The 20567-nt window shown below is 68.7% G+C and carries 25 protein-coding genes and 1 pseudogene; 10 read left to right on the top strand and 16 right to left on the bottom strand.

The window, feature by feature from the left end; translation table 11 throughout:
• The coding region (locus tag ACOJSF_RS10020; protein ID WP_420142064.1) for an FAD/NAD(P)-binding protein at positions 1-667 on the bottom strand (667 nt) is incomplete at its 3' end.
• 89 nt (positions 668-756) lie between these two features.
• Between ACOJSF_RS10020 and ACOJSF_RS10015 the strand changes: the two genes are divergently transcribed.
• A complete protein-coding gene (locus ACOJSF_RS10015; protein ID WP_420142063.1) occupies positions 757-1224 on the top strand; it encodes a cupin domain-containing protein in 468 nt (155 codons plus the stop codon).
• 23 nt (positions 1225-1247) lie between these two features.
• Here the strand turns inward: ACOJSF_RS10015 and parE are convergent, their stop codons facing one another.
• Positions 1248-3236: a DNA topoisomerase IV subunit B gene (gene parE / locus ACOJSF_RS10010; RefSeq protein ID WP_420142062.1), complete on the bottom strand. Its 1989-nt coding sequence runs from the start codon at positions 3234-3236 to the stop codon at positions 1248-1250.
• A 50-nt stretch (positions 3237-3286) separates the two neighbouring features.
• The gene (locus ACOJSF_RS10005; protein ID WP_420142061.1) at positions 3287-3772 is read right to left on the bottom strand and encodes a DUF4174 domain-containing protein; all 486 of its coding nucleotides are present in this window, start codon (positions 3770-3772) and stop codon (positions 3287-3289) included.
• Between the two features lie 93 nt (positions 3773-3865).
• Here ACOJSF_RS10005 and ACOJSF_RS10000 point away from each other — a divergent pair, with 93 nt between their 5' ends.
• Positions 3866-4621 carry a ThuA domain-containing protein gene (locus ACOJSF_RS10000; RefSeq protein WP_420142066.1) on the top strand — a complete coding sequence of 252 codons (756 nt, stop codon included), beginning with the start codon at positions 3866-3868 and terminating at the stop codon, positions 4619-4621.
• Positions 4622-4640: 19 nt separating this feature from the next.
• Here the strand turns inward: ACOJSF_RS10000 and leuB are convergent, their stop codons facing one another.
• From leuB to ACOJSF_RS09980, 4 genes are all read right to left on the bottom strand, one after another.
• The gene (gene leuB, locus ACOJSF_RS09995) at positions 4641-5681 is read right to left on the bottom strand and encodes a 3-isopropylmalate dehydrogenase (protein WP_420142065.1); all 1041 of its coding nucleotides are present in this window, start codon (positions 5679-5681) and stop codon (positions 4641-4643) included.
• A 62-nt stretch (positions 5682-5743) separates the two neighbouring features.
• A complete protein-coding gene (locus tag ACOJSF_RS09990) occupies positions 5744-6529 on the bottom strand; it encodes a LysR family transcriptional regulator (protein WP_420142060.1) in 786 nt (261 codons plus the stop codon).
• Positions 6526-6933, bottom strand: a complete 408-nt coding sequence (gene apaG, locus ACOJSF_RS09985) for a Co2+/Mg2+ efflux protein ApaG (RefSeq protein ID WP_420142059.1) — start codon at positions 6931-6933, stop codon at positions 6526-6528. The genes ACOJSF_RS09990 and apaG overlap by 4 nt, the downstream gene beginning before the upstream one ends.
• Entirely contained in the window at positions 6933-8138 is a 1206-nt protein-coding gene (locus ACOJSF_RS09980; protein ID WP_420142058.1) for a trans-sulfuration enzyme family protein, read from the bottom strand. The genes apaG and ACOJSF_RS09980 overlap by 1 nt, the downstream gene beginning before the upstream one ends.
• 59 nt (positions 8139-8197) lie before the next feature.
• On the opposite strand from ACOJSF_RS09980, the gene ACOJSF_RS09975 reads away from it, so the two are divergent.
• Entirely contained in the window at positions 8198-8749 is a 552-nt protein-coding gene (locus tag ACOJSF_RS09975) for a glutathione peroxidase (RefSeq protein WP_420142057.1), read from the top strand.
• Between the two features lie 12 nt (positions 8750-8761).
• On the opposite strand, the gene ACOJSF_RS09970 is transcribed toward ACOJSF_RS09975, so the two are convergent.
• On the bottom strand, positions 8762-9427 hold the full coding sequence (locus ACOJSF_RS09970; RefSeq protein ID WP_420142056.1) for a GcrA family cell cycle regulator: 666 nt from the start codon (positions 9425-9427) through the stop codon (positions 8762-8764).
• A gap of 62 nt (positions 9428-9489) precedes the next feature.
• Here ACOJSF_RS09970 and ACOJSF_RS09965 point away from each other — a divergent pair, with 62 nt between their 5' ends.
• Entirely contained in the window at positions 9490-10314 is an 825-nt protein-coding gene (locus tag ACOJSF_RS09965; RefSeq protein ID WP_420142055.1) for an ABC transporter permease, read from the top strand.
• Between the two features lie 103 nt (positions 10315-10417).
• On the opposite strand, the gene ACOJSF_RS09960 is transcribed toward ACOJSF_RS09965, so the two are convergent.
• Positions 10418-10573 carry a YdcH family protein gene (locus tag ACOJSF_RS09960; RefSeq protein WP_420142054.1) on the bottom strand — a complete coding sequence of 52 codons (156 nt, stop codon included), beginning with the start codon at positions 10571-10573 and terminating at the stop codon, positions 10418-10420.
• Between the two features lie 176 nt (positions 10574-10749).
• Here ACOJSF_RS09960 and ACOJSF_RS09955 point away from each other — a divergent pair, with 176 nt between their 5' ends.
• Positions 10750-10947 (top strand): YdcH family protein, encoded by a 198-nt coding sequence (locus ACOJSF_RS09955; protein ID WP_420142053.1) that lies wholly within the window; start codon positions 10750-10752, stop codon positions 10945-10947.
• A 36-nt stretch (positions 10948-10983) separates the two neighbouring features.
• Here the strand turns inward: ACOJSF_RS09955 and argF are convergent.
• The 6 genes and pseudogenes from argF to ACOJSF_RS09925 form a co-directional block, all read right to left on the bottom strand.
• Positions 10984-11920, bottom strand: a pseudogene (argF, locus tag ACOJSF_RS09950) (ornithine carbamoyltransferase).
• Positions 11921-12016: 96 nt separating this feature from the next.
• A complete protein-coding gene (locus tag ACOJSF_RS09945; protein WP_420142052.1) occupies positions 12017-13207 on the bottom strand; it encodes an aspartate aminotransferase family protein in 1191 nt (396 codons plus the stop codon).
• A gap of 143 nt (positions 13208-13350) precedes the next feature.
• The gene (locus ACOJSF_RS09940; protein ID WP_420142051.1) at positions 13351-13740 is read right to left on the bottom strand and encodes a PilZ domain-containing protein; all 390 of its coding nucleotides are present in this window, start codon (positions 13738-13740) and stop codon (positions 13351-13353) included.
• A 69-nt stretch (positions 13741-13809) separates the two neighbouring features.
• A complete protein-coding gene (dksA, locus tag ACOJSF_RS09935; protein WP_420142050.1) occupies positions 13810-14262 on the bottom strand; it encodes an RNA polymerase-binding protein DksA in 453 nt (150 codons plus the stop codon).
• Between the two features lie 141 nt (positions 14263-14403).
• Positions 14404-14964, bottom strand: a complete 561-nt coding sequence (locus tag ACOJSF_RS09930) for a hypothetical protein (RefSeq protein ID WP_420142049.1) — start codon at positions 14962-14964, stop codon at positions 14404-14406.
• A gap of 120 nt (positions 14965-15084) precedes the next feature.
• Positions 15085-15534, bottom strand: a complete 450-nt coding sequence (locus ACOJSF_RS09925) for a host attachment family protein (protein ID WP_420142048.1) — start codon at positions 15532-15534, stop codon at positions 15085-15087.
• A gap of 100 nt (positions 15535-15634) precedes the next feature.
• Between ACOJSF_RS09925 and serS the strand changes: the two genes are divergently transcribed.
• The 5 genes from serS to ACOJSF_RS09900 all read left to right on the top strand — a co-directional run bounded on the left by serS (position 15635) and on the right by ACOJSF_RS09900 (position 19983).
• On the top strand, positions 15635-16912 hold the full coding sequence (gene serS / locus ACOJSF_RS09920; RefSeq protein ID WP_420142047.1) for a serine--tRNA ligase: 1278 nt from the start codon (positions 15635-15637) through the stop codon (positions 16910-16912).
• A complete protein-coding gene (gene surE, locus ACOJSF_RS09915; RefSeq protein ID WP_420142046.1) occupies positions 16912-17679 on the top strand; it encodes a 5'/3'-nucleotidase SurE in 768 nt (255 codons plus the stop codon). Before serS ends, surE begins: the two co-directional genes overlap by 1 nt.
• The gene (locus tag ACOJSF_RS09910) at positions 17676-18644 is read left to right on the top strand and encodes a peptidoglycan DD-metalloendopeptidase family protein (protein WP_420142045.1); all 969 of its coding nucleotides are present in this window, start codon (positions 17676-17678) and stop codon (positions 18642-18644) included. The genes surE and ACOJSF_RS09910 overlap by 4 nt, the downstream gene beginning before the upstream one ends.
• Positions 18641-19693 (top strand): potassium channel family protein, encoded by a 1053-nt coding sequence (locus ACOJSF_RS09905; RefSeq protein ID WP_420142044.1) that lies wholly within the window; start codon positions 18641-18643, stop codon positions 19691-19693. Before ACOJSF_RS09910 ends, ACOJSF_RS09905 begins: the two co-directional genes overlap by 4 nt.
• A gap of 119 nt (positions 19694-19812) precedes the next feature.
• Entirely contained in the window at positions 19813-19983 is a 171-nt protein-coding gene (locus ACOJSF_RS09900; RefSeq protein ID WP_420142043.1) for a hypothetical protein, read from the top strand.
• A gap of 15 nt (positions 19984-19998) precedes the next feature.
• Here the strand turns inward: ACOJSF_RS09900 and ACOJSF_RS09895 are convergent.
• A partial coding sequence (locus ACOJSF_RS09895) for a polyprenyl synthetase family protein (RefSeq protein ID WP_420142042.1) occupies positions 19999-20567 on the bottom strand: 569 nt, incomplete at its 5' end.

The raw sequence follows: 20567 nt of genomic DNA, 5'->3' as shown, positions 1-20567 counted from the left end.
GTCGCGACAGTGCGATCAGCCGCCCCTTGAAGCCGCGCGAATCGAGCAGGAGCGCGACGTCGACCATGGTCAGGCCGGTGCCGATCGTGACGATCGTGTCGCGGTCGGTGAGCCCGTCGGCGACATCGCCCGCCCACGGATCGGCGGCGTAGATGTCGGATGGAAGACCGCTGTCGGCGAAGCCCGGCGGATCGTTGGGCGCGAGGTTGCCGAGCGCGAGCACCACGACATCGGCCGCCAGCGTGGCGCCGCCGGCGCGCAGGAGGCGGACGCCGACCCCATCCTCCGCGAACGACTCGACCTCGCTTGCGACGATCCGTAGCCGAGCTGGGCGTGCGGCGATCGTCTCGCGCAGGAGCGCGGCGAGGTAGCGGCCATAATCCGCGCGGCGCGCGAAGCCGCCCGCGCCGCGCGCGTCATTCTCCGCCAGCCAGCGCACGAAATGATCGGGATCGTCGGGCAGCGCGCTCATGTTCGCGGCGCGGACATTGAGCAGATGTTCGGGGTGGACGGTCGAATAGGCGACGCCGCGGGCGAGGCGGGGCCGCCGCTCGATCAGCGTGGCGCGCGGGCCGCCGTGGCGGACGAGGTTGATCGCCTGAAGCGTGCCCGAGAAGCCCGCGCCGACGATGGCGACATGGTCGGCGGCAAGCGGGATCATGGTCATCGCGTCTCCGTGGTGGCCGCGACGAGAGCGCTTTGCAACCGGTGCCTCCCGCCCTAGGCTCGCGGGCAAATAGCGACGGAGAATGCGGGATGCGGGGTTGGGTGATCGTGGCGCTGGGGCTTACGGGCGCGGCGCAGGCGCAGGGGGCGGACCCGACCTCCTTCGCCAACGCCGCCGACGTGAAGGCGCAGGCCGCCGCCACGCTGGCGGGGATGAAGCCGGGCCAGGGCTTCGCGTGGAAGCCGCTGCTCCGGGCGGGCGAGACCGTCGCCGCGATCGAGGTGTGGAAGAAGCCCGGCAAGCCGGCGGTCCATCCGGACCAGGCCGAATATGCGACCGTGCTGGAAGGGCGCGGCACGCTGATTTCCGGGGGGACGCTGGCGGAGGCGACGACGACCAAGCCCGATCTGATCGAAGGCAGCCGGATCGAGGGCGGCACCACGCGCGCGCTGGCGCCGGGCGACGTGATCCTCGTTCCGGCGGGCGTGCCGCACTGGTTCGGGATCGAGGGCGAGCGGCTGATCCTGCTCGGCACGAAGATCCCGGCGCGACCCTAGGAATAAGGGCGAGCGCCTTCGGCTCACGCGTCGATCGCGTCTTCCTCCAGCGTCGCGGCATTGGCCTGGATGAAGGCGAAGCGATGCTCGGGATGGCGGCCCATCAGGCGGTCGACCAGATCCTTGGTGCCGCGCCGCTCCTCATATTCCTGCGGCAGCGTGATCCGGATGAGCGTGCGCGTCTTCGGGTCCATCGTGGTTTCGCGCAATTGCTGGGGGTTCATTTCGCCGAGGCCCTTGAAGCGCGCGACCTCGACCTTCTTGCCCTTGAAGTCCTTGGCCTCGATCCGCGCGCGATCCTCGTCGTCGCGGGCATAGAGGCTCTTGCCGCCGGCGGTGAGGCGGTAGAGCGGCGGCTGCGCTAGGAAGAGGTGGCCGTTCTTCACCACGTCGGGCATTTCCTGGAAGAAGAAGGTCATCAGCAGGGTCGCGATATGCGCGCCGTCGACGTCGGCGTCGGTCATGATGACGATCCGCTCGTAGCGCAAAGCCGCCGGATCGCAGCGATCGCGCGTGCCGCAGCCGAGCGCCTGGCCGAGATCGGCGATCTCCTGATTCTGGCGGATCTTGTCGGCGGTGGCGCTGGCGACGTTCAGGATCTTGCCGCGAATGGGCAGGATCGCCTGCGTCTTGCGGTCGCGCGCCTGCTTGGCCGAGCCGCCGGCGCTGTCGCCTTCGACGATGAAGATTTCGGTGCCCGTCGGATCGTCATTGGCGCAATCGGTGAGCTTGCCGGGCAGGCGCAGCTTGCGCGCGCTCGTCGCGGTCTTGCGCTTCACGTCGCGCTCGGCCTTGCGCTTCATCCGCTCGTCCATCCGGTCGAGGCAGAAGCCGAGCAGAGCGCGGCCGCGATCCATGTTGTCGGACAGGAAATGGTCGAAATGGTCGCGGATCGCGCCTTCGACCAGCCGCGCCGCCTCGGGGCTGGTGAGGCGGTCCTTGGTCTGGCTCTGGAATTGCGGGTCGCGGATGAAGACCGACAGGAGCAGCTCGACGTCGGTCACAACGTCCTCGGGCGCCAGATCCTTGGCCTTGCGGTTGCCGACCAGCTCGCCGAAGCCGCGCAGGCCCTTCACCAAGGCCGCGCGCAGGCCCTGTTCGTGCGTGCCGCCATCGGGCGTCGGGATCGTGTTGCAATAATAGCTGTAGCTGCCGTCGGAGAAGAGCGGCCATGCCACCGCCCATTCGACCGAACCCTGCCCGTTGGGGAAATCCTGCCGCCCGGCGAACGGCTCGGCGGTCGCGCAGGCGCGCGTGCCGATCATCTCGCGCAGATGATCGGACAGGCCGCCGGGGAACTGGAAGCTCGCCTCGGCCGGCGTGTCGTCGCCGATCAGCGCCGCGTCGCAGCGCCAGCGTATCTCGACGCCCGCATAGAGGTACGCCTTGGAGCGGGCGAGGCGGTAGAGCCGCGCGGGCTTGAAGCGCGCGCTTTCGCCGAAGATTTCGGGGTCGGGGGTGAAGGCCACGCTCGTGCCGCGCCGGTTGGGGGTCGGGCCGACGGTGGTGAGCGGGGAGGTGGGGTGCCCCTTCGCAAAGGTCTGGCGATAGAGCGTGCGGTCGCGCGCGACCTCGATGACGGTATCGGTCGACAGCGCGTTGACCACGCTGATGCCGACGCCGTGGAGGCCGCCCGACGTGGCATAGGCCTTGTCGGAAAATTTGCCGCCCGAATGGAGCGTGGTGAGGATCACTTCGAGCGCGGACTTGCCGGGATAGCGCGGGTGCGGATCGACCGGGATGCCGCGTCCATTGTCGACGATGGTCAGGCGGTTGCCGGCCTGGAGCGTCACCTCGATCCGCGTGGCGTGGCCGGCGACGGCTTCGTCCATCGCGTTGTCGAGCACCTCGGCGGCGAGGTGGTGAAAGGCGCGTTCGTCGATTCCGCCGATATACATGCCCGGCCGGCGGCGGACGGGTTCGAGCCCTTCCAGCACCTCGATCGCCGAGGCGTCGTAACTCTGCGCGGCGGATTGTCCGGAGGGGGATGCGAAAAGGTCTTCGTCGGCCATCGCGGCCGACCCTAGCGGGCCGGCGGCGGCCTGTCAGCTAGCGGGTGCGGTCAGCGCTGCGCCGTGACGCGGCCGGCGCGCGCGTCGCGCACCTCGGCCTGGCGCACGGGCGTGGCGTCGATCGCGGCGACGATCCGGCCGGGCTCGACCGGCGTGGCGGAGGACAGAGCGGGGCTGCCGTCCTTGCCGATCACCATCACCTGGAACGCGTCGGGCGCGACGCGAAAGCGCCGCCGGAGCGCGGGCGCCTTGTCGGTCGCGCCGACCACGCGCGCATCGTCCACCTGGACGAGCAGCAGGTCGCGCCCGGCCGCCTCCAGCCCGATCCGCGCGAAGGCGGCACGCTGCGCCTCCAGCCGGGCATCGCCGAGCGTGGGGGCGAAGGCGAGGATCACGGCATGGTGCCCGCGCATGCCGTTGATCGACCGCAGGTCGCGGTCGGTCGCCCCCGCCTGACCGGCAAGACCGAGAGCGACCAGGAGGGACAAAGCGATGCGCACGAGCGACGAAACGCGGCCCCGACCGAATGGGTTCACCGATGCACGAAAAGTTCGACGGAGGTCGTGCTTCCGACGCCGCGCCGCCGCCGTTATGCGGGCAGGGCGATGAGGGAGACGCGCATGAAACGCATGATCGGACGGGTCGCGGCGGGGATCGCGCTGCTCACGCCGGCGAGCGCCTGGGCGGACAGCCAGTTCAAGCTGCTGGTGATCGCGATCCCCAACAAGTATCATTACGAATATATTCCGGTCGCGCGCGACAGCCTGGAAAAGCTGGCCAAGCTGCATGCGTTCGACTTCACCTGGACCAACCAGACGAGCGCGTTCGACGGCGACCTCAGCCAATATGCGGCGGTCATGTTCCTCAACACGCCGGGCGAGGAGCTGAGTCCCGCCCAGCGCGCCAAGTTCGAGGCTTATATGCGCGCCGGCGGCAACGCGATCGTGGTCCACCGCGCCGCGATCACGCCCCCGAACAACTGGGTCTGGTACGAGAAGATGGTCGGGCGGTCGTTCATCAACCACCCGATGGTCCAGACCGCCGTCGTGACCGTGACCGACCGCAATTTTCCGGCGACGTTCGGCGTTCCCGACCGCTGGATCTGGAGCGACGAATTTTACGTCCTCGCCGACCCGTACAAGGTGCGGATCAATCCGGTGCTGAAGGTGGACGAGACCAGCTACGACCCGACCAGGATCTGGCCGGGGCAGGTGGGCCGGCCGATGGGCGACCATCCGATCGCCTGGTATCACCGCTATGAAAAAGGCCGCGTGTTCGTCACGACCTTGGGCCACAATGTCGAGATGTACCGCGATCCGCACTATCTCGACCATCTGATGGGCGGGATCTATTGGACCGCGACCGGGCGGGGCCAGCAGCGCTGACCCTGCCCGGAGGCCGCGCTTACAGGGCGGCGAGCACCGCCTCGCCCATCGCCGAGGTCGTGGTCGTGCCGCCGATGTCGGGCGTGCGCGCGCCGTGGGACAAGGCGGTGGCGACCGCGCGCTCGATCCGGTCGGCTTCGTCCGACAGGCCGAGCGAGTAACGCAGCAGCATCGCCGCCGACAGGATCGTCGCGAGCGGGTTGGCCTTGCCCTGCCCGGCAATGTCGGGCGCGGAGCCGTGGATCGGCTCGTACAGCCCCTTCTGGCTGGCATCGAGCGAGGCCGATGGCAGCATGCCGATCGATCCCGCGCACATGCTCGCCTGATCGGACAGGATGTCGCCGAACAGGTTGCCGGTGACGATCACGTCGAACTGGCCGGGATCGCGCACGAGCTGCATCGCGGCATTGTCGACCAGCATGTGGCTGAGCTGCACGTCAGGATAGCCGGCCGCGACCTCGATCACCACGTCGCGCCAGAGCTGCGAAGTTTCGAGGACGTTGGCCTTGTCGATCGAGCAGAGCCGCCGCCCGCGCGCGCGCGCGGTTTCGAAGCCGACGCGCGCGATCGCCGCGACTTGATCCTCGTCATAGGACATGATGTCATAGCCCTCGCGCCGGCCGGCGGCGGTGGTGCGCATGCCTTTCTCGCCGAAATAGACGTCGCCGTTCAGTTCGCGCACGATGACGAGATCGATGCGGCGCGCGACTTCGGGCCGGAGCGCGGAGGCGTCGGCCAGTTCGGGGTAGAGGCGGGCGGGGCGGAGGTTGGCGAACAGGCCGAGATGCTTGCGCAGGCCGAGGATCGCCTGTTCGGGCCGCTGCCCGCGCGGCAACGCATCGCCGCGCGGATCGCCGACCGCGCCGAACAGGATCGCGTCGGCGCGCCGTGCGAGATCGAGCGTGGCGTCGGGCAGGGGATGGCCCCCTGCTTCATACGCCGAATAGCCGACCGCGCCCTCCTCGAACGCGAGCGCATCGCCGCAGACGGTCTCCAGCACGCGGCGCGCTTCGGCCACGACCTCGGGTCCGATCCCGTCGCCGGGCAGCAATGCGATCAACTTGGCCAAGATATCCTCCGAAAATGGGAGCGCCGGGCGGGGCCGCGGCGCGATGCGTGGGATCAGGCGGTCAGCGCCGCCACGAGCGCCTTCACCTTCTTCTGCCGCCACTGCGGGACGGGCGCGACCAGCCAGTAGGCGCGGTCGCAGTCGACGCGGCCGAACTCGACCACCCGACCGGAGGCGAGATCGTCCCCGGCCAGCAGAGCGGGCACGGTCGCGCGGCCGAGGCCGGCGGCGGCGGCGTCGATCGCCAGCCCGGCGTCGGCGACGGTGATGACGGGATCGCGATCCGCCTGCAGGCAGCCGGGCCAGCCGATCGCGCGGTCGGCACCGTCGGCGCGGCCGATCGTGACATGCCCGCGCGCGCCGAGCATCACGCCTTCATGCTCGCCCTTGTCCTTCGTCAGGCAGACGGCGAGATCGAGATTGGCCTGCGTGAAGTCGAGGCTTTCGTCGGCGGCGACGAGGTGGAAGCCGAGTTCGTCGTCGGTGCGGCCATAATCGGCGAGGCGGGGGGCCAGCCATTTGGCGGTGAAGTCGCGCGGTGCGGCGATCGTCAGGCGCTTCGACGATTGCTGCGCCTGCATCGCGCGGACCGCTTCCTCGAACTGGAGGAAGCCCTGGCGGAGCGGATCGAGCCCGGCCGCCGCCTCGGGCGTCAGCTCCAGCCCCTTGGCGGTGCGGCGGAACAGGACCACGCCCAGCACATCCTCCAGCGTGCGGATCTGCTGGCCGACGGCGGCGGGGGTTACCGCCAGCTCGTCCGCCGCGCGGGTGAAGGACAGATAGCGCGCCGCCGCGTCGAGCACGCGCAGGCCGTTGAGCGGCAGGTGGGTCCGCTTCATGGGATCACCGCCGGGCCGATCAGCTGGAAGTGCGGGATCGCGGCATCGAAGACGGCCCCGTCGGCACGGACCATGCGGTAGCTCCCCTCCATGCTGCCGGTCGGCGTGTCGAGCGGGCAGCCCGAGACATAATCGTAGGAGGCGCCGGGCGCGATCACCGGCTGTTCGCCGACCACGCCCTCGCCCTCGACCGCATGGCGGTCGCCGCGTCCGTCGGTGATGATCCAGCGGCGGGTGAGCAGCTGGACCTCCTGCCCGCCATGATTTTCGATCCGGATGTGATAGGCCCAGAACCAGCGCGCCTGATCGGGCTGCGACTGGTCGGGCAGGAAGCTGACCACGACGCGCACCGCGATGTCGCCGGTGACGGCGCTATGCGGGAAGAGCGTGTCGAGAACCGCCATCAAAGCCCCGCCGCCGTCAGCGCGCGATCGAGATCCTCGATCACGTCGAGCGGGTCCTCCAGCCCGACGTTGAGGCGCAGCATCCCTTCGCCGACGCCCATCGCCAGCCGCGTCTCTTCCGCCAGCCCCGAATGGGTGGTGGAGGCGGGATGCGTCATCAGCGAGCGCGAATCGCCGATATTGTTGCTGATGTCGACCAGCTCCAGCGCGTCGAGCAAAGCGTGCGCCTGCGCGCGTCCGCCCTCGACATTGATCGCCAGAATGGTGCCGGCGGCCGCCATCTGCCGCATCGCCAGATCGTGCTGCGGGTGGCTGGCGAGCCCCGGATAGAGCGTTTCGACGCGGTCGTTGAGGAAGGTCGCGACCGCCAGCGCATTCTCGCTCTGCCGGCGGATGCGCAGGTCGAGCGTCTCCAGCCCCTTGAGCACGACCCAGGCGTTGAATGCGGACAAGGTAGGGCCGGTGTTGCGCGTGAACGCCAGCAGAGTCTTTTCGATGAAATCCTCGCTCCCGCACACCGCGCCCGCCAGCAAGCGGCCCTGCCCGTCCATCATCTTGGTCGCGGAATAAGCGACGATGTGCGCGCCGAATTCCAGCGGCCGCTGCAGCACGGGCGAGGCGAAGGCATTGTCGACCACGGTGGTGACGCCGGCCTTGCGCGCGATGCCGCACACCGCCTCCAGATCGACCACGTCGAGCGTCGGGTTTGCGGGCGTTTCGAAGAAGAACAGTTTCGTGTTCGGGCGGATCGCGTCGGCCCATGCCTGTGTGTCGCGACCGTCGACGATCGTCGAGGTGATCCCGAACCTGGGCAGCAGCGTGTCGGTCAGCCAGCGGCACGAGCCGAAGGCGGCGCGGCCGGCGACGACATGGTCGCCCTGTTCGAGCTGGCAGAGCAGAGCGGCGGTCATCGCGGCCATGCCGGTCGTCATCGCGCGGCACGCCTCGGCCCCTTCCATCAGGGCGATGCGCTGTTCCAGCATCTCGACCGTCGGGTTCTGGAGCCGCGAATAGGTCATGCCCTGCTGCTCGCCCGTGAAGCGCGCGGCGGCGTCGGCGGCGCGATCGTAGGAATAGCCCGAGGTGAGGAACAAAGCCTCGCTCGTCTCGCCCCATTCGGAACGCGCGGTGCCGCCGCGCACCGCCTGCGTCGCGGGCCGCCAGCGGGCGGTGATGGAACGATCCTGACCGGTCTTGCGCTTCATGGCCCTTCCCTTGGAAAAGCCTGTCGGCCCCGTCAATGCCAAGCCCGAAAGGAAGAGCCGTGAGCGCGATCCAGGATATCGAACTGAAGACCATCGCGGGCGCGCCCGCACGCCTCGCCGATTATGCGGGGCAGGTGCTGCTCGTGGTCAACGTCGCGTCCAAATGCGGGCTGACGCCGCAATATGAAGGGCTGGAGGCGCTGTACGAGACGTATCGCGATCAGGGGTTCGCGGTGCTGGGCTTCCCCGCCAACGATTTCGCGGGGCAGGAACCGGGCAGCGACGCGGAGATCGCCGAATTCTGCACGACCAATTTCGGCGTCGCCTTCCCCATGTTCGGGAAGATCGCGGTAACCGGGCCCGACGCGCATCCGCTTTACCGGGCGCTGACCGCCGCGATGCCCGAGACGACCAACGACACGACCACCATGCGCGACCGGCTGGCGAAGCACGGCCTGTCGCCCAATCCCGCGCCGGAGGTGCTGTGGAATTTCGAGAAATTCCTGATCGGGCGCGACGGCGAGGTGGTGGCGCGCTTCGCGCCCGACACCGATCCCCGCGATCCCGCGCTCACCGTGGCGATCGAACGCGAATTGTTCGCGAGCGAGTAGCCGGGTCGGCCGTCAGCGGACGCGCGGGCCGCCATAAGGCAGCGGCGGCGGCGGGCGACGGTCGCGGCGCGGAAGCTGCGCCTGATAGGCGACCGAGCAATGTTCCAGGCAATAGGGGAAGCCCGGATTGACCGCCTCGCCGCAGAAATGGAAATCGGGCTCGCCCGGATGGCCGAGCGGCCATTTGCAGATGCGGTCGTTCAGATCGAGCAGGCTGGTCTTGTTGGCGATCTCCGGCGCGGGCTTGGCCGGCACCAGGCGGCGCGGCGGGGCCGGCGGGATCGGCGACTGCTGCTCATGTGGATTCTGACGCTGGAAGCCGCCCGGCCCGATCGAGCGAACGACGGGCGCATCCGCCTGCGGGGCGGGCGGGCTCGCACCCGGGATGGCGGGCGCGGGGGCTGGACGCGGCGTGGGCGCGGGCGGCGGAGCGGCCGCAACGGTGGGCGCGGGCTTGGGCGGCGGCGGCGCTTCGACCGGCGCGGCGGCGACGGGCGCGGGCGCCGGCGTCTCGGCCGCCTTCACCGGCGACGGGCGCGACTGAAGGCCCAGGCGATGCGCCTTGCCGATCACCGCGTTGCGGCTGACGCCGCCCAGGGTTTCGGCGATCTGGCTGGCGGTCATGCCCTGCTGCCACATCTGCTTGAGCTGATCGATCCGCTCGTCCGTCCAAGACATTCACATGCTTCCCATGACTTCGAGGCTTGCTGGCGCGGGGCGCGGGGACTACCCGCAGCGCCATGGCCGAGACCTCGATCGAAACAAAACGTCCCGCCCCCGGCGAACCGGTGATCGCGATGATCAACTGGGGCGGATTATACGCTCTCTATATCAAGGAGGTGCGGCGGTTCTTCAAGGTGCAACTGCAGACGATCTGGGGACCGGCCTTTTCGGCGATCCTGTTGCTGGTCGTCTTCTCGGTCGCGTTCGGGCGCGACGGCGGCACCGTGATGGGCGTCTCCTTCGGCCATTTCGCGGCGCCCGGGCTGATCGCGATGGCGATGATGCAGAATGCGTTCGCCAATTCCAGCTTCTCGCTGCTGGTCGGCAAGATCCAGGGCAACATCACCGACTACCTGATGCCCCCCATCTCGTCGGGCGAATTGCTGACCGCGCTGGTTCTGGCGGCGGTGACGCGCGCGGTGCTGGTATGCCTCGCGCTGCTCGTGATCGTGAACCTGTGGCCGGGCGACATCCTGCCGCGCGTGCCGTGGGCGGCGCTGTATTTCGGGCTGATGGGCGCGGCGATGCTGGCGTTCATCGGCGTGCTGACGTCGATCTGGGCCGAGAAGTTCGACCATAACGCCACGATCACCAATTTCGTGGTGCAGCCGCTGTCGCTGCTGTCGGGCACCTTCTATTCGATCGACGGCCTGCATGGCGCGTTCCGCGCATTCAGCCACCTGAACCCGTTCTTCTACGTGATTTCGGGATTCCGCTACGGCTTCTTAGGGGTGAGCGACAGCAATGTCGCGCTGGGCGCGGCGGTGTTGCTGGTCGTCAACGTCGCGCTCGGCCTGCTCTGCTACCTGCTGCTGCGAAGCGGCTGGAAGCTCAAGAACTGAACCGGCTGCCCCTGCCATGGCGCGGCGGGAGCGGCATGGCGCCGTCGTCCGCGCTGCGCTCCGGCCACGCGCTGGCGGACCGGAGCCTGGCGGTGGAAACGCGCTAGAGGCGCGAGAGCGCTTCCTTGATCTTCAATTTCTGTTTCTTGAGCATCGCGACCAAGACAGTGTCGGGCGCAGCACGGTGCTGCTCGTCCTTAAGCTGGGCATCGAGGCGGGCATGTTTCGCCATCAACGTCGCAGAGTGGGAATTCGTCATTCGACTCGCTCCTTCTTCGCTGGTCGGACCTTCGAATAGATCATCGATTCGACGCGCTGTCGCCCCGAAACGGAGTCAATAATCGTGAAATTCGCTCCATCCGGCGAAGCGATCGGGGCGCTTGAGCGGCGGCCCGCGACGCCCTAGGGCAAGCGCCGGCAACGGGGCGGGACGGAATGGACGAGGCGGAGATCATCCGGCAGATCGGCGAACTCCGGCAGGAGCATCGCGACCTCGACAGCGCGATCGACGCGCTTGCCTTCGCGCCGGCGAGCGACCAGCTTCAGCTCGCGCGCCTGAAGAAGCGCAAGCTGGCGCTCAAGGACCAGATTGCCGCGCTCGAGGATCAGCTGATCCCCGACATCATCGCCTGAACCGGCCGGCCGGGCTTTCCGCGCGGCCCCGGCCGTTCAGGCCGCCAAGCGTCCCAGGCACCACAGCAGCACGCTCTTCTGCGCGTGCAGGCGATTTTCGGCCTCGTCCCAGATCGCGCTTTGCGGACCGTCGATCACCGCGTCGACCACTTCCTCGCCGCGATGCGCGGGCAGGCAGTGGAGAAACAGTCCGCCGCCGTCCGCCTCGCCCATTAGCGCCTCGGTCACCTGATAGGGCGCGAGCGCGGCGAGCTTTTCCTCGGCATGGTCCTGGCCCATCGAGATCCAGGTATCGGTGACGACCACGTCGGCCCCGGCCGCGGCTTCATGCGGATCGCGGGTGAGGACGGGCGGCCGGTTGCCGGCGCGCGCGCGCGGCGGCGATCACGGCGGGGTCGGGCTCATAGCCCGGCGGGCAGGCGGCGGCGACGTCGAAGCCGAGCAGGCTGCCCGCTTCGATGATCGAATGGAGCACGTTGTTGCCGTCGCCCAGCCACGCCCACTTCGTGCCGTCGATCCGGCCCTTGCGTTCGAGCACGGTGAGCAGGTCGGCCATGATCTGGCAGGGGTGGCTGTGGTCGGTCAGGCCGTTGATGACCGGGACCGAGGCATGTTCGGCCAGCGCCTGAACCTTTGCATGGTCGTCGGTGCGGATCATGATCGCGTCGACATAGCGCGACAGCACGCGCGCCGTATCGGCGACGCTCTCACCGCGCCCCAACTGCATCGATCCCGCGTCCATGACGATGGTCGTGCCGCCCAGCTGGCGCATCGCCATGTCGAACGACACGCGCGTGCGCGTCGAATTCTTCTCGACGATCATCGCCAGCACATGGCCGTCGAGCGGGCGGTCGGGATCGGGGCGTCCCTTGGGCCAGCCGGCGCGAATGGCCTTGCGCGCGCGGGCATCGTCCAGCATCGCGCGGAGCGCGTCGGGACCGGCATCGGACAGATCGATGAAATGGCGGGTCATTGCGTCAAAGCTCCGTTCGTCCCGAGCGAAGGGGTGGGACGTACCGCGCGGACGTGTCTCGACTTCGCTCGACACGAACGGGAAGGGGGGTGATGTCTACGCCGCCGCCGGCACCTGATAGCTGCGCGCGCCCGCGCTCAGCCGCTCGACGCATTCGGCGATATGCCCCTCGTCGATGGTGAGCGGGGGCAGGAGGCGGACGACATTGTCGCCGCCCGCGACCGTCAGCAGCCCATGATTATCGCGGAGATGGGCAACGAAGGCGCGGCTGTCGCTCTTCAGCTTGATCCCCAGCATCAGGCCCAGGCCGCGCACTTCCTGGAACAGGTGGTCGTGATTGGGGATCATCTGTTCGAGCGCGGCGCGCAGCCGTTCGCCAAGCCGTTTGACCTCGTCGAGGAAGCCCTGCTCGCCGACGATGTCGAGCACCGCCTCGCCCGCCGCCATGGCGAGCGGATTGCCGCCATAGGTCGAGCCGTGCGTGCCGATCACCATGCCTTTCGCCGCTTCCTCGGTCGCGAGACACGCACCGAGCGGGAAGCCGCCGCCAATCCCCTTGGCGACCGCCATGATGTCGGGCGTCAGCCCATATTGCTCGTGCGCGAAGAAGGTGCCGGTGCGGGCATAGCCGCACTGAACCTCGTCGAGGATCAGCAGCATCCCGTTCTCGTCCGCCAACCGGCGCAGGCCGCTCAGGAATTCCTGCGTCGCGGGCAGGATCCCGCCCTCGCCCTGGACGGGCTCCACCAGGAAGGCGGCGGCATCGGGGCCGATCGCGGCCTCGGCGGCGGCAAGGTCGTTGAACGGCACCACGGTGAAGCCGGGCAGCAGCGGTTCGAACCCTTCGCGCATCTTCGGCTGATTGGTGGCCGAGATCGCGCCCATCGTCCGCCCGTGGAAGGCGTTGGAGAAAGCGATGATCCGGTTCTTTTCCGGCCGGCCGTCGGCGAAATGATAGCGGCGCGCGGTCTTGATCGCGCATTCGACCGCCTCCGCGCCCGAATTGGTGAAGAACACCGTGTCGGCGAAGGTCTTATCGACCAGCCGCTGCGCGAAATGCTCGCCCTGCGGCGACCCGTAGAGATTGGACACGTGCATCAAGGTCGCCGCCTGATCGGCGATCGCCTTCACGAGAGCAGGATGGCCATGACCCAGGATGTTGACCGCGATGCCGCCCGCCATGTCGAGATAGCGCTCGCCACGCTCACCGATCAGCCATGCGCCTTCGCCGCGCACCGGACGCACGCCGCACCGCGGATAAACGGGCATGAGGGGCGTGATCGGCATCGCAGCAGGCTCCTTCGACAGACAGATGAGGTCGGATCGACTCCGGAAATAGAAAAGGCGGCCCAAGCGGGCCGCCTGAAGAGCGCCTATACCGGAGCGGCCGTGCGAGCGTCAATCATGGGCAGGCAGGCGGCAGAAGCGGGTCAGCGGATACCGGGCCGCCACATCGTGCGCGATGCCTGGACGAGTTGCGGCTGCGGATTGCCGGTCACGGGCTTACGCGCGAGGCGGGGGTCGACGGGAGTGTCGAACGCGATCCCCAGCCGACCGGCGGCGAACCAGGCGATGCGCCCTGCGACGGTGCCGATGCCGCGCAGTTCGACCTCCACACGTTCGTCGCGCAGGAAGGTGACGGGGCTTTCCGCCATCAGCCCGCCGCCCGAGAGATTGCGGACCTTGACCGTGACGTCGGGGCCGCCGGCGCGCCGCATCGTCGCCATCAGGAACATGCTGTCCCGTGGTTCCGAGCGCAGATGCGCGTATCGGGCGTCCTCGTCGCGCTGCGGCTCTTCGGGACTGAAGGACCGTTCCATCCGAACCCTCGCAAGCTTGTGGGCGGACGGAATGCACGAATTTGGCTTAGAAGCCGTTAACGAGACCGCTTATTCCTCGCGGCTGATCTTTTCGTTGCGCTCGTGGCGCTCCTGCGCCTCCACCGTCATCGTCGCGATCGGGCGCGCTTCCAGCCGGGCGAGGCTGATCGGCTCGCCGGTCATTTCGCAATAGCCATATTCGCCCTCGGCGATGCGGCGGATCGCGGCGTCGATCTTCGCGATCAGCTTGCGCTGGCGATCACGGGTGCGCAGCTCGATCCCCCAGTCGGTTTCGGACGAAGCGCGATCGGTCACATCAGGCTCGCGCAGCGAATCGATCTGGAGCTGCGCCAGAGTTTCCTTTGATTCGCGGAGGATCGAATCCTTCCAGTCGAGCAGCTTGCGCCGGAAATAGGCCTGCTGCCGCCGATTCATGAACGGCTCGTCCGCCGAAGGCCTATAGCCGGGCTCCAGCTCGATATCGGAGCCTTCTTCGTCGATCTTGCTCACCGCCGTCGCCATGAAGCGTCCCGCCACTTGCGAGGAACGGGCCGCCGCCCGCGCCTCCACCGCACGGGGCGGCGCTATAGTGAGGCGCGGGGAAGGCGACAAGACGGCGGAGCGCAACGATTTGATCGTCACGCTCCGCCGCCTCGAAGGGTCTTAGTTGGAGCCCGCGCTCGGCGTCGCGGCCTTCACCGCAGCCTCGAGCTGGGCCGCCGTCATGCCGATCACCAGCCCGCTCGGGCCCTGCGCGAAGGCATTCTTGGGCAGCGCCGCCTTGGCGGTGGCGGTCGCGACGGTCACCTGATCGCCGTTCACGGCCTCGACCGTGCCGACCTTGCCGCCCGACGTGTCGTTGACGACCGCCCCGACCTGGATCTGGGGCGCGGGGGCCGCGCTGACCGCCTGTTCGAGCTGGGCCTTGGTCATGCTGATGGCCACGCCATTGTCACGCTTGGCGAAGGCGTTGAGCGGGAGTGCCGCCTTGGCCGTCCCGGTCGAAACGACCGCGCCCTGCGCCGTGACCGACTCGATCGTGCCCACCGTCGCGCCGCTGGCATCGACCACCGACATACCCTGCGTCACGCTGACCGGCCCGGCAGAGGGGGCGGCCGCCGTCGCGGTCGCGCTGGTCGAAGTCGTGTCCGCCGGCGCCGTTTCCTGGGCGAGCGCCGGAGCCGTCATCGCGGTGCCGGCCAACGCAAGAATAAGATACTTCATGGTCAGTCTCCTCGAAAGCTCACGTCACAAGAACAAATTCGCAATGCGGGTGTAAGGTTCCCGAAACGAACATACGACGAACGACGGGGTAAGGCGTGGTTCGGTTGCGGTGAGCCGCCCTCATTCCTCGTGAGATTCGAGCGCTGCCTCGATCCGGTCCACCGGATGACCGGTCAAATCCTTGGCGATCTCCGCCCTGATCTTGTCCTGGACTTGCTTGCCGTAATGCTTGCGCAATTCGCCGAGCGTCTTGGGGGAGGCGATGACGATCAGATCCTCGAACGTGCCCGCCAGCGCCGCGCGATTGATCCGCTCCGCCGCCTCCTTGGCGAAGCGGTCTTCGGCCTGCTGGTGGAAGTCGGTCTCGCCTGCGGTCGATCCGCCCGGGCCGCCGGGAATGCCCGGCTTCTGGCCGGCCTGATCGGTCTTGATGTCGCGATCATAATCGTCGCGCTGCTGTTCGGCGGCGACAACCTGCAGGTTGATCGCGGTGGCGTCGCCCTCGTTCCGGAAAAACAGCATTTTGGCGCCGTCGGCGACCAGCACATAGCTGTCGTGGGGAACGCGCATGGCTTCATCTCCTCTGATCGATGTCGCCCGACCAACGCCGCATCGCGCGAACGGGTTGCAGCTTGCGTGGGCGCGGGGGCACGGCCATTAGGCTGGCCCTATGCACGACATACGCGCGATCAGGGACGATCCGGCCGGCTTCGACGCCGGGCTGGCAAAACGAGGGGTGGCCCCGCAGGCGGCCGCCCTGCTGGCGATGGACGAGGTGCGCCGCGCGCGTATCGCCGACGCGCAGGCGCTGCAGACGCGCCGCAACGAAGCGTCGAAGGAGATCGGCAAGGCGAAGGCGGCGAAGGACGAGGCGACCGCCGAGAGCCTGATGGCCGAGGTGGCGGGCATCAAGGACCGGATGGCCGACTGCGACGCCGCCGCCCAGCAGGCCGCCGCGCAACTGGCCGATGCGCTCGCCGCCTTGCCCAACCTGCCCGACGCGACCGTGCCCGAGGGCGCGGACGAGGACGGCAATGTCGAGCAAAAGAGGTGGGGGACGCCGCGCGCCTTTGCCTTCACGCCCGGCGACCATGCCGATCTCGGGCCCGCGCTGGGGCTGGATTTCGAGGGTGGCGCGCGCGTCGCGGGCGCGCGCTTCACCGTCCTGCGCGGCGGCGCGGCGCGGCTGCATCGCGCGCTCGGCCAGTTCATGCTCGACCGGCAGACGACCGAGAATGGCTATGCCGAGGTGGCGCCGCCGCTGCTGGTGCGCGACGAGGCGGTGTTCGGCACGGGCCAGCTGCCGAAGTTCGCGGAGGATCTGTTCCGGACGACCGACGGCCGCTGGCTGATCCCGACCGCGGAAGTTTCGCTAACCAATCTGGTTCGTGAGCAGATCTTCGCGGAAACCGATCTGCCCATGCGCGTGACCGCGCTGACACCCTGTTTCCGGTCGGAGGCGGGCGCCGCCGGGCGCGACACGCGCGGGCTGATCCGCCAGCACCAGTTCGAGAAGGTCGAGCTGGTCGCGGTCTGCGCGCCCGAGCATTCAGACGCGGAGCATGAGCGGATGACGCGCGCCGCGGAAGGCATCCTCGAGGCGCTGAACCTGCCCTATCGCCGGATGCTGCTCTGCGCCGGAGACATGGGCTTCACCGCGCGCCGGACCTACGATCTCGAAGTGTGGCTGCCCGGGCAGCAGCGCTATCGCGAGATTTCGAGCTGCTCGAACTGCGGCGACTTCCAGGCGCGGCGGATGGATGCACGCTATCGCCCGGCGGGCGAGAAGGGGACCGCCTTCCTCCACACGCTCAACGGATCGGGGCTCGCGGTGGGGCGGACGCTGGTCGCGGTGATCGAGAATTATCAGGAGGAGGACGGGTCGGTGACCGTGCCCGACGTGCTGCGCCCGTACATGGGCGGGCTGACGCGGATCGGGGCGGCCTGATGCGCATCCTCGTCACCAACGACGACGGCATCGACGCGCGCGGGATCAAGCTGCTGGAGGAGGTCGCGCGGACCTTCTCCGACGACGTGACCGTCGTTGCGCCGGCCGAGGAGCAATCGGGCAAGGGCCGCTCGCTCACCATCACCCAGCCGATGCGCATCCGGTCGTATGACGATCGCCATCATGCGGTGGGCGGGACGCCGACCGACGCGGTGATCGCGGCGCTGGCGCTGTTCATGAAGGATTCGCCGCCCGATCTGGTGCTGTCGGGCATCAATCGCGGATCGAACCTGGCCGAGGATGTAAGCTATTCGGGCACGGTCTCGGCGGCGATGGAGGGCGCGCTGGCGGGCATTCCCGCGATCGCGCTGAGCCAGGTCTATGCACGGCCCGGCATGGGCGATGCGGTGCCCTTCGCCTGCGCCGAGGCCTGGGCGCGGCGCGCGCTCGAGCCGTTGATCGCGGGGCTGGCCGACTGGGTGCCGAATACGCTGGTCAACGTCAATTTCCCGGCGATCGAGCCCGAGCAGGTCAAGGGCATCCGCGTCGTGCGGCAGGGCCTGCGCGATTACGGCGACCCGCAGCTTCAGAAGAGCGTCGATCCGCGCGGCTACGATTATTATTGGCTCAACGTCGGGCGGGTGAAGCATCGCAGCGTCGCGACCGACCTCGAACTGTCCGATCAGGGCTATGTCACGGTCACCCCGCTGCATCTCGACCTGACGCACGATCCTTCGCTCGCCCGGCTGGAGCAACTCTACCGGTGAAACACGCGCTCGCTCCGCTGGCGCTGCTGCTGATCGCGGCGGCACCGAAGCCGGTGAGCGAGCCCCCGCCCGTGTGGGAGGTGAAGACGGTCGCGCCCGACGCCACCGACGTCCGCCAGCAGACCTATGTCGTGAAAGCGGGCGAGACGATGAGTCACGTCGCGCTGCGCACCGGCGCCAGCATCGACGCGATCGGGCGCGCGAACCGGATCGCACCGCCTTATGCCGTGCGGCCGGGGATGCGACTGAAAATCCCCGCTGGCCGCTATCACCAGGTCGGCAGGGGCGAGAGCGGGATCGCGATCGCGCGCGCCTACGGCGTCGACTGGTCGCGCATCGCGACGCTCAACCATCTGGAGGAGCCGTATCTGCTGCGCGCGGGTCAGCGACTGCTGATCCCCAGCGCGAAAGAAGTGGCGACGATGACGCTGGAGCAGCGCGCCGCCGCCTTCCGGATCGACATCGACGATCTGGTCACCGGCGCCGAGCCGGCGCTTGCACCCAAAGCCAAGCCCGCCGCGCCGGTCCGCACCGCCGCGCGCAAGCTGCCCCCGACCGTGGCGGTGAGCGCGCCGCCGCAGCGCTTTGCCGGCCGCTTCGCCTGGCCGCTGACGGGCAAGGTGCTGCGCCGCTTCGGCCAGCTCGGCGACGGCGGGCGCAACGACGGGATCGATATCGCGACCTCGATCGGGATGCCGGTTCGCGCCGCCGCCGATGGCGTGGTCGCTTTCGCGGGCACGCTGGCGGGCTTCGGGGAGTTGGTCCTCATCCGGCACGGTGACGGCTGGCTCACTGCCTACGGCCATGCGCAGAAGCTGCTGGTGCGGCGCGGGCAGGCAGTGGCGCAGGGCGATACGATCGCGCAAGCCGGCGCGAGCGGCAGCGCACCGCGTCCCCAGCTCCATTTCGAGGTGCGCGAGCGCCGCCGCCCGGTCAATCCGCTCAGCCTGTTGCCCGCGCGATGATACGGCGGCCGATCCGTCAGAAGCCGCTCGGGGCGCTCCGCCGCAAGTCGGGCGTGTCGCCCGTCGTCTCGCTGCTCTGGCGGATCGCTTTGGCCTTCGCGCTGATCGGCGTCGCGCTGGCGGTGCACTGGTTCGACCGCGAGGGCCTGCGCGACAATGTCGATGGGCATATCAGCTTCATCGACGTCATGTATTTCACGATGATCACCGTCACGACGGTCGGCTTCGGCGACATCGTGCCGGTGACGCCGCGCGCGCGGATGTTCGATACCTTCGTCGTGACGCCGATCCGCCTGTTCGTGTGGCTGATCTTCCTCGGCACGGCGTATGACTTCCTTTTCAAGCGCACCTGGGAGCGATGGCGCATGGCGGTGATCCAGAAGCGGCTGTCCGGCCACGTCGTGCTGTGCGGGTTCGGGACGAGCGGGCAGGCGGCGTTTACCGAGCTGGTCTCGCGTGGCACGCCCGCCGAGACGATCGTGGCGATCGACGAGGGCAAGCAGGCCATCGCTACCGCCGAGTCGTGCGGCGCGACCGTGCTGGAAGGCGACGCCACGCGCAACGTCACGCTGGAGGCGGCGCGGATCGAACAGGCACGGGCGCTGGTCGTGGCCGCAGGACGCGACGACACGTCGATCCTGATGGTGCTCACGGCGCGCCGCGTCGCGCCCGACGTGCCGATCAGCGTGGTGATCCGCAATCGCGACAACGAGCCGCTGGCGCATCAGGCGGGCGCGAACACGGTCATCAACCCGGCCAGCTTCGCGGGGCTGCTGCTCGCCGGATCGACGCATGGCCAGCATCTGGCGGATTATCTGGCCGATCTGGCGGGCGCCGGCGGGCGGGTCGAACTGCACGAACGGCAGGTCACGCCGGAGGAGATCGGAAGACCCCTGGCGCATCTTGCGACAGGCCTCGGCGTGCGGCTGTATCGCGACAACGTCGCCTACGGCTTCTGGGAGACGCCGGCCGCGCGCCTGGAGGCCGGCGACCTGATCGTCGAGATCGTGCCACGCTGGGCGGCCGAGGGCGAACCCCGGCGCGATTAGACGATTCGACGCCGGAGGCGTATGATCGCCCGATCGACATCGACTCGTCCCGCAGGCAGGGTGCCGACCGACAGCATTATTATCAAGCTGCCGCTTGTAAGGAGATTGGAGGCGCGGTCATGCCCGCCCACGAAGACAACCGGTCCTATTTCGAACGTCGCGCGCAGGCTTGCCGGGAGCGCGCCGAAGCTGCCAAGGATCCGTCGATCCAGCAGCTCCACATCCGTTTCGCGACCGCCTACGAACGGCGCGCGCGGGCCGAAACCGAATATCCGCCCGAAGCCGCCTGAACCGTCGCGCGCGCGTCAGTAGGCGCGCGCCACCGCGAATTCGACCGCCTCGACCAGCGCATCTTTCGCCTGCCCGCCGGGCAGGGATGCCAGCGCGTCGATCGCGCGTTGCCCATAAAGCCGCGCCCGCGCCTTCGTATCGTCCAGCGCGCCGGTGCGCTGGAGCAGGCCGGTCGCATGCGCCAGATCGGCGTCGGACGCGCGGTGCCCCTCCATCGCCTCGCGCCAGAAGCGACGATCGTCGTCGTTGCCGCGCGCATGCGCTAGGATCACGGGCAGCGTGACCTTGCCGTCGCGGAAATCGTCGCCCGCATCCTTGCCCATCGTCTTGTCGTCGGACGCATAGTCGATCGCGTCGTCGACGAGCTGGAACGCGATGCCGAGGTTGCGACCGTAGGAGTCGAGCGCCGACTCCTCGCTCTCCGGCCGCTCGGCGACGACCGCCGCGATGCGGCAGGCGGCGGCGAACAGCGCCGCGGTCTTCGCACCGATGATGTCGAGGTAACGCTCCTCGCCAAGATCGATGCGGCGCACGGCGGTCAGCTGGTTGACCTCACCCTCCGCGATCACGGCGGAGGCGTTGG

The organism is Sphingomonas sp. (assembly GCF_048594985.1).
Classification (GTDB): Bacteria; Pseudomonadota; Alphaproteobacteria; order Sphingomonadales; family Sphingomonadaceae; genus Sphingomonas_I.
Note: the sequence above shows the minus strand (reverse complement) of the source record. Positions and strands in the feature narration are given on the sequence as shown.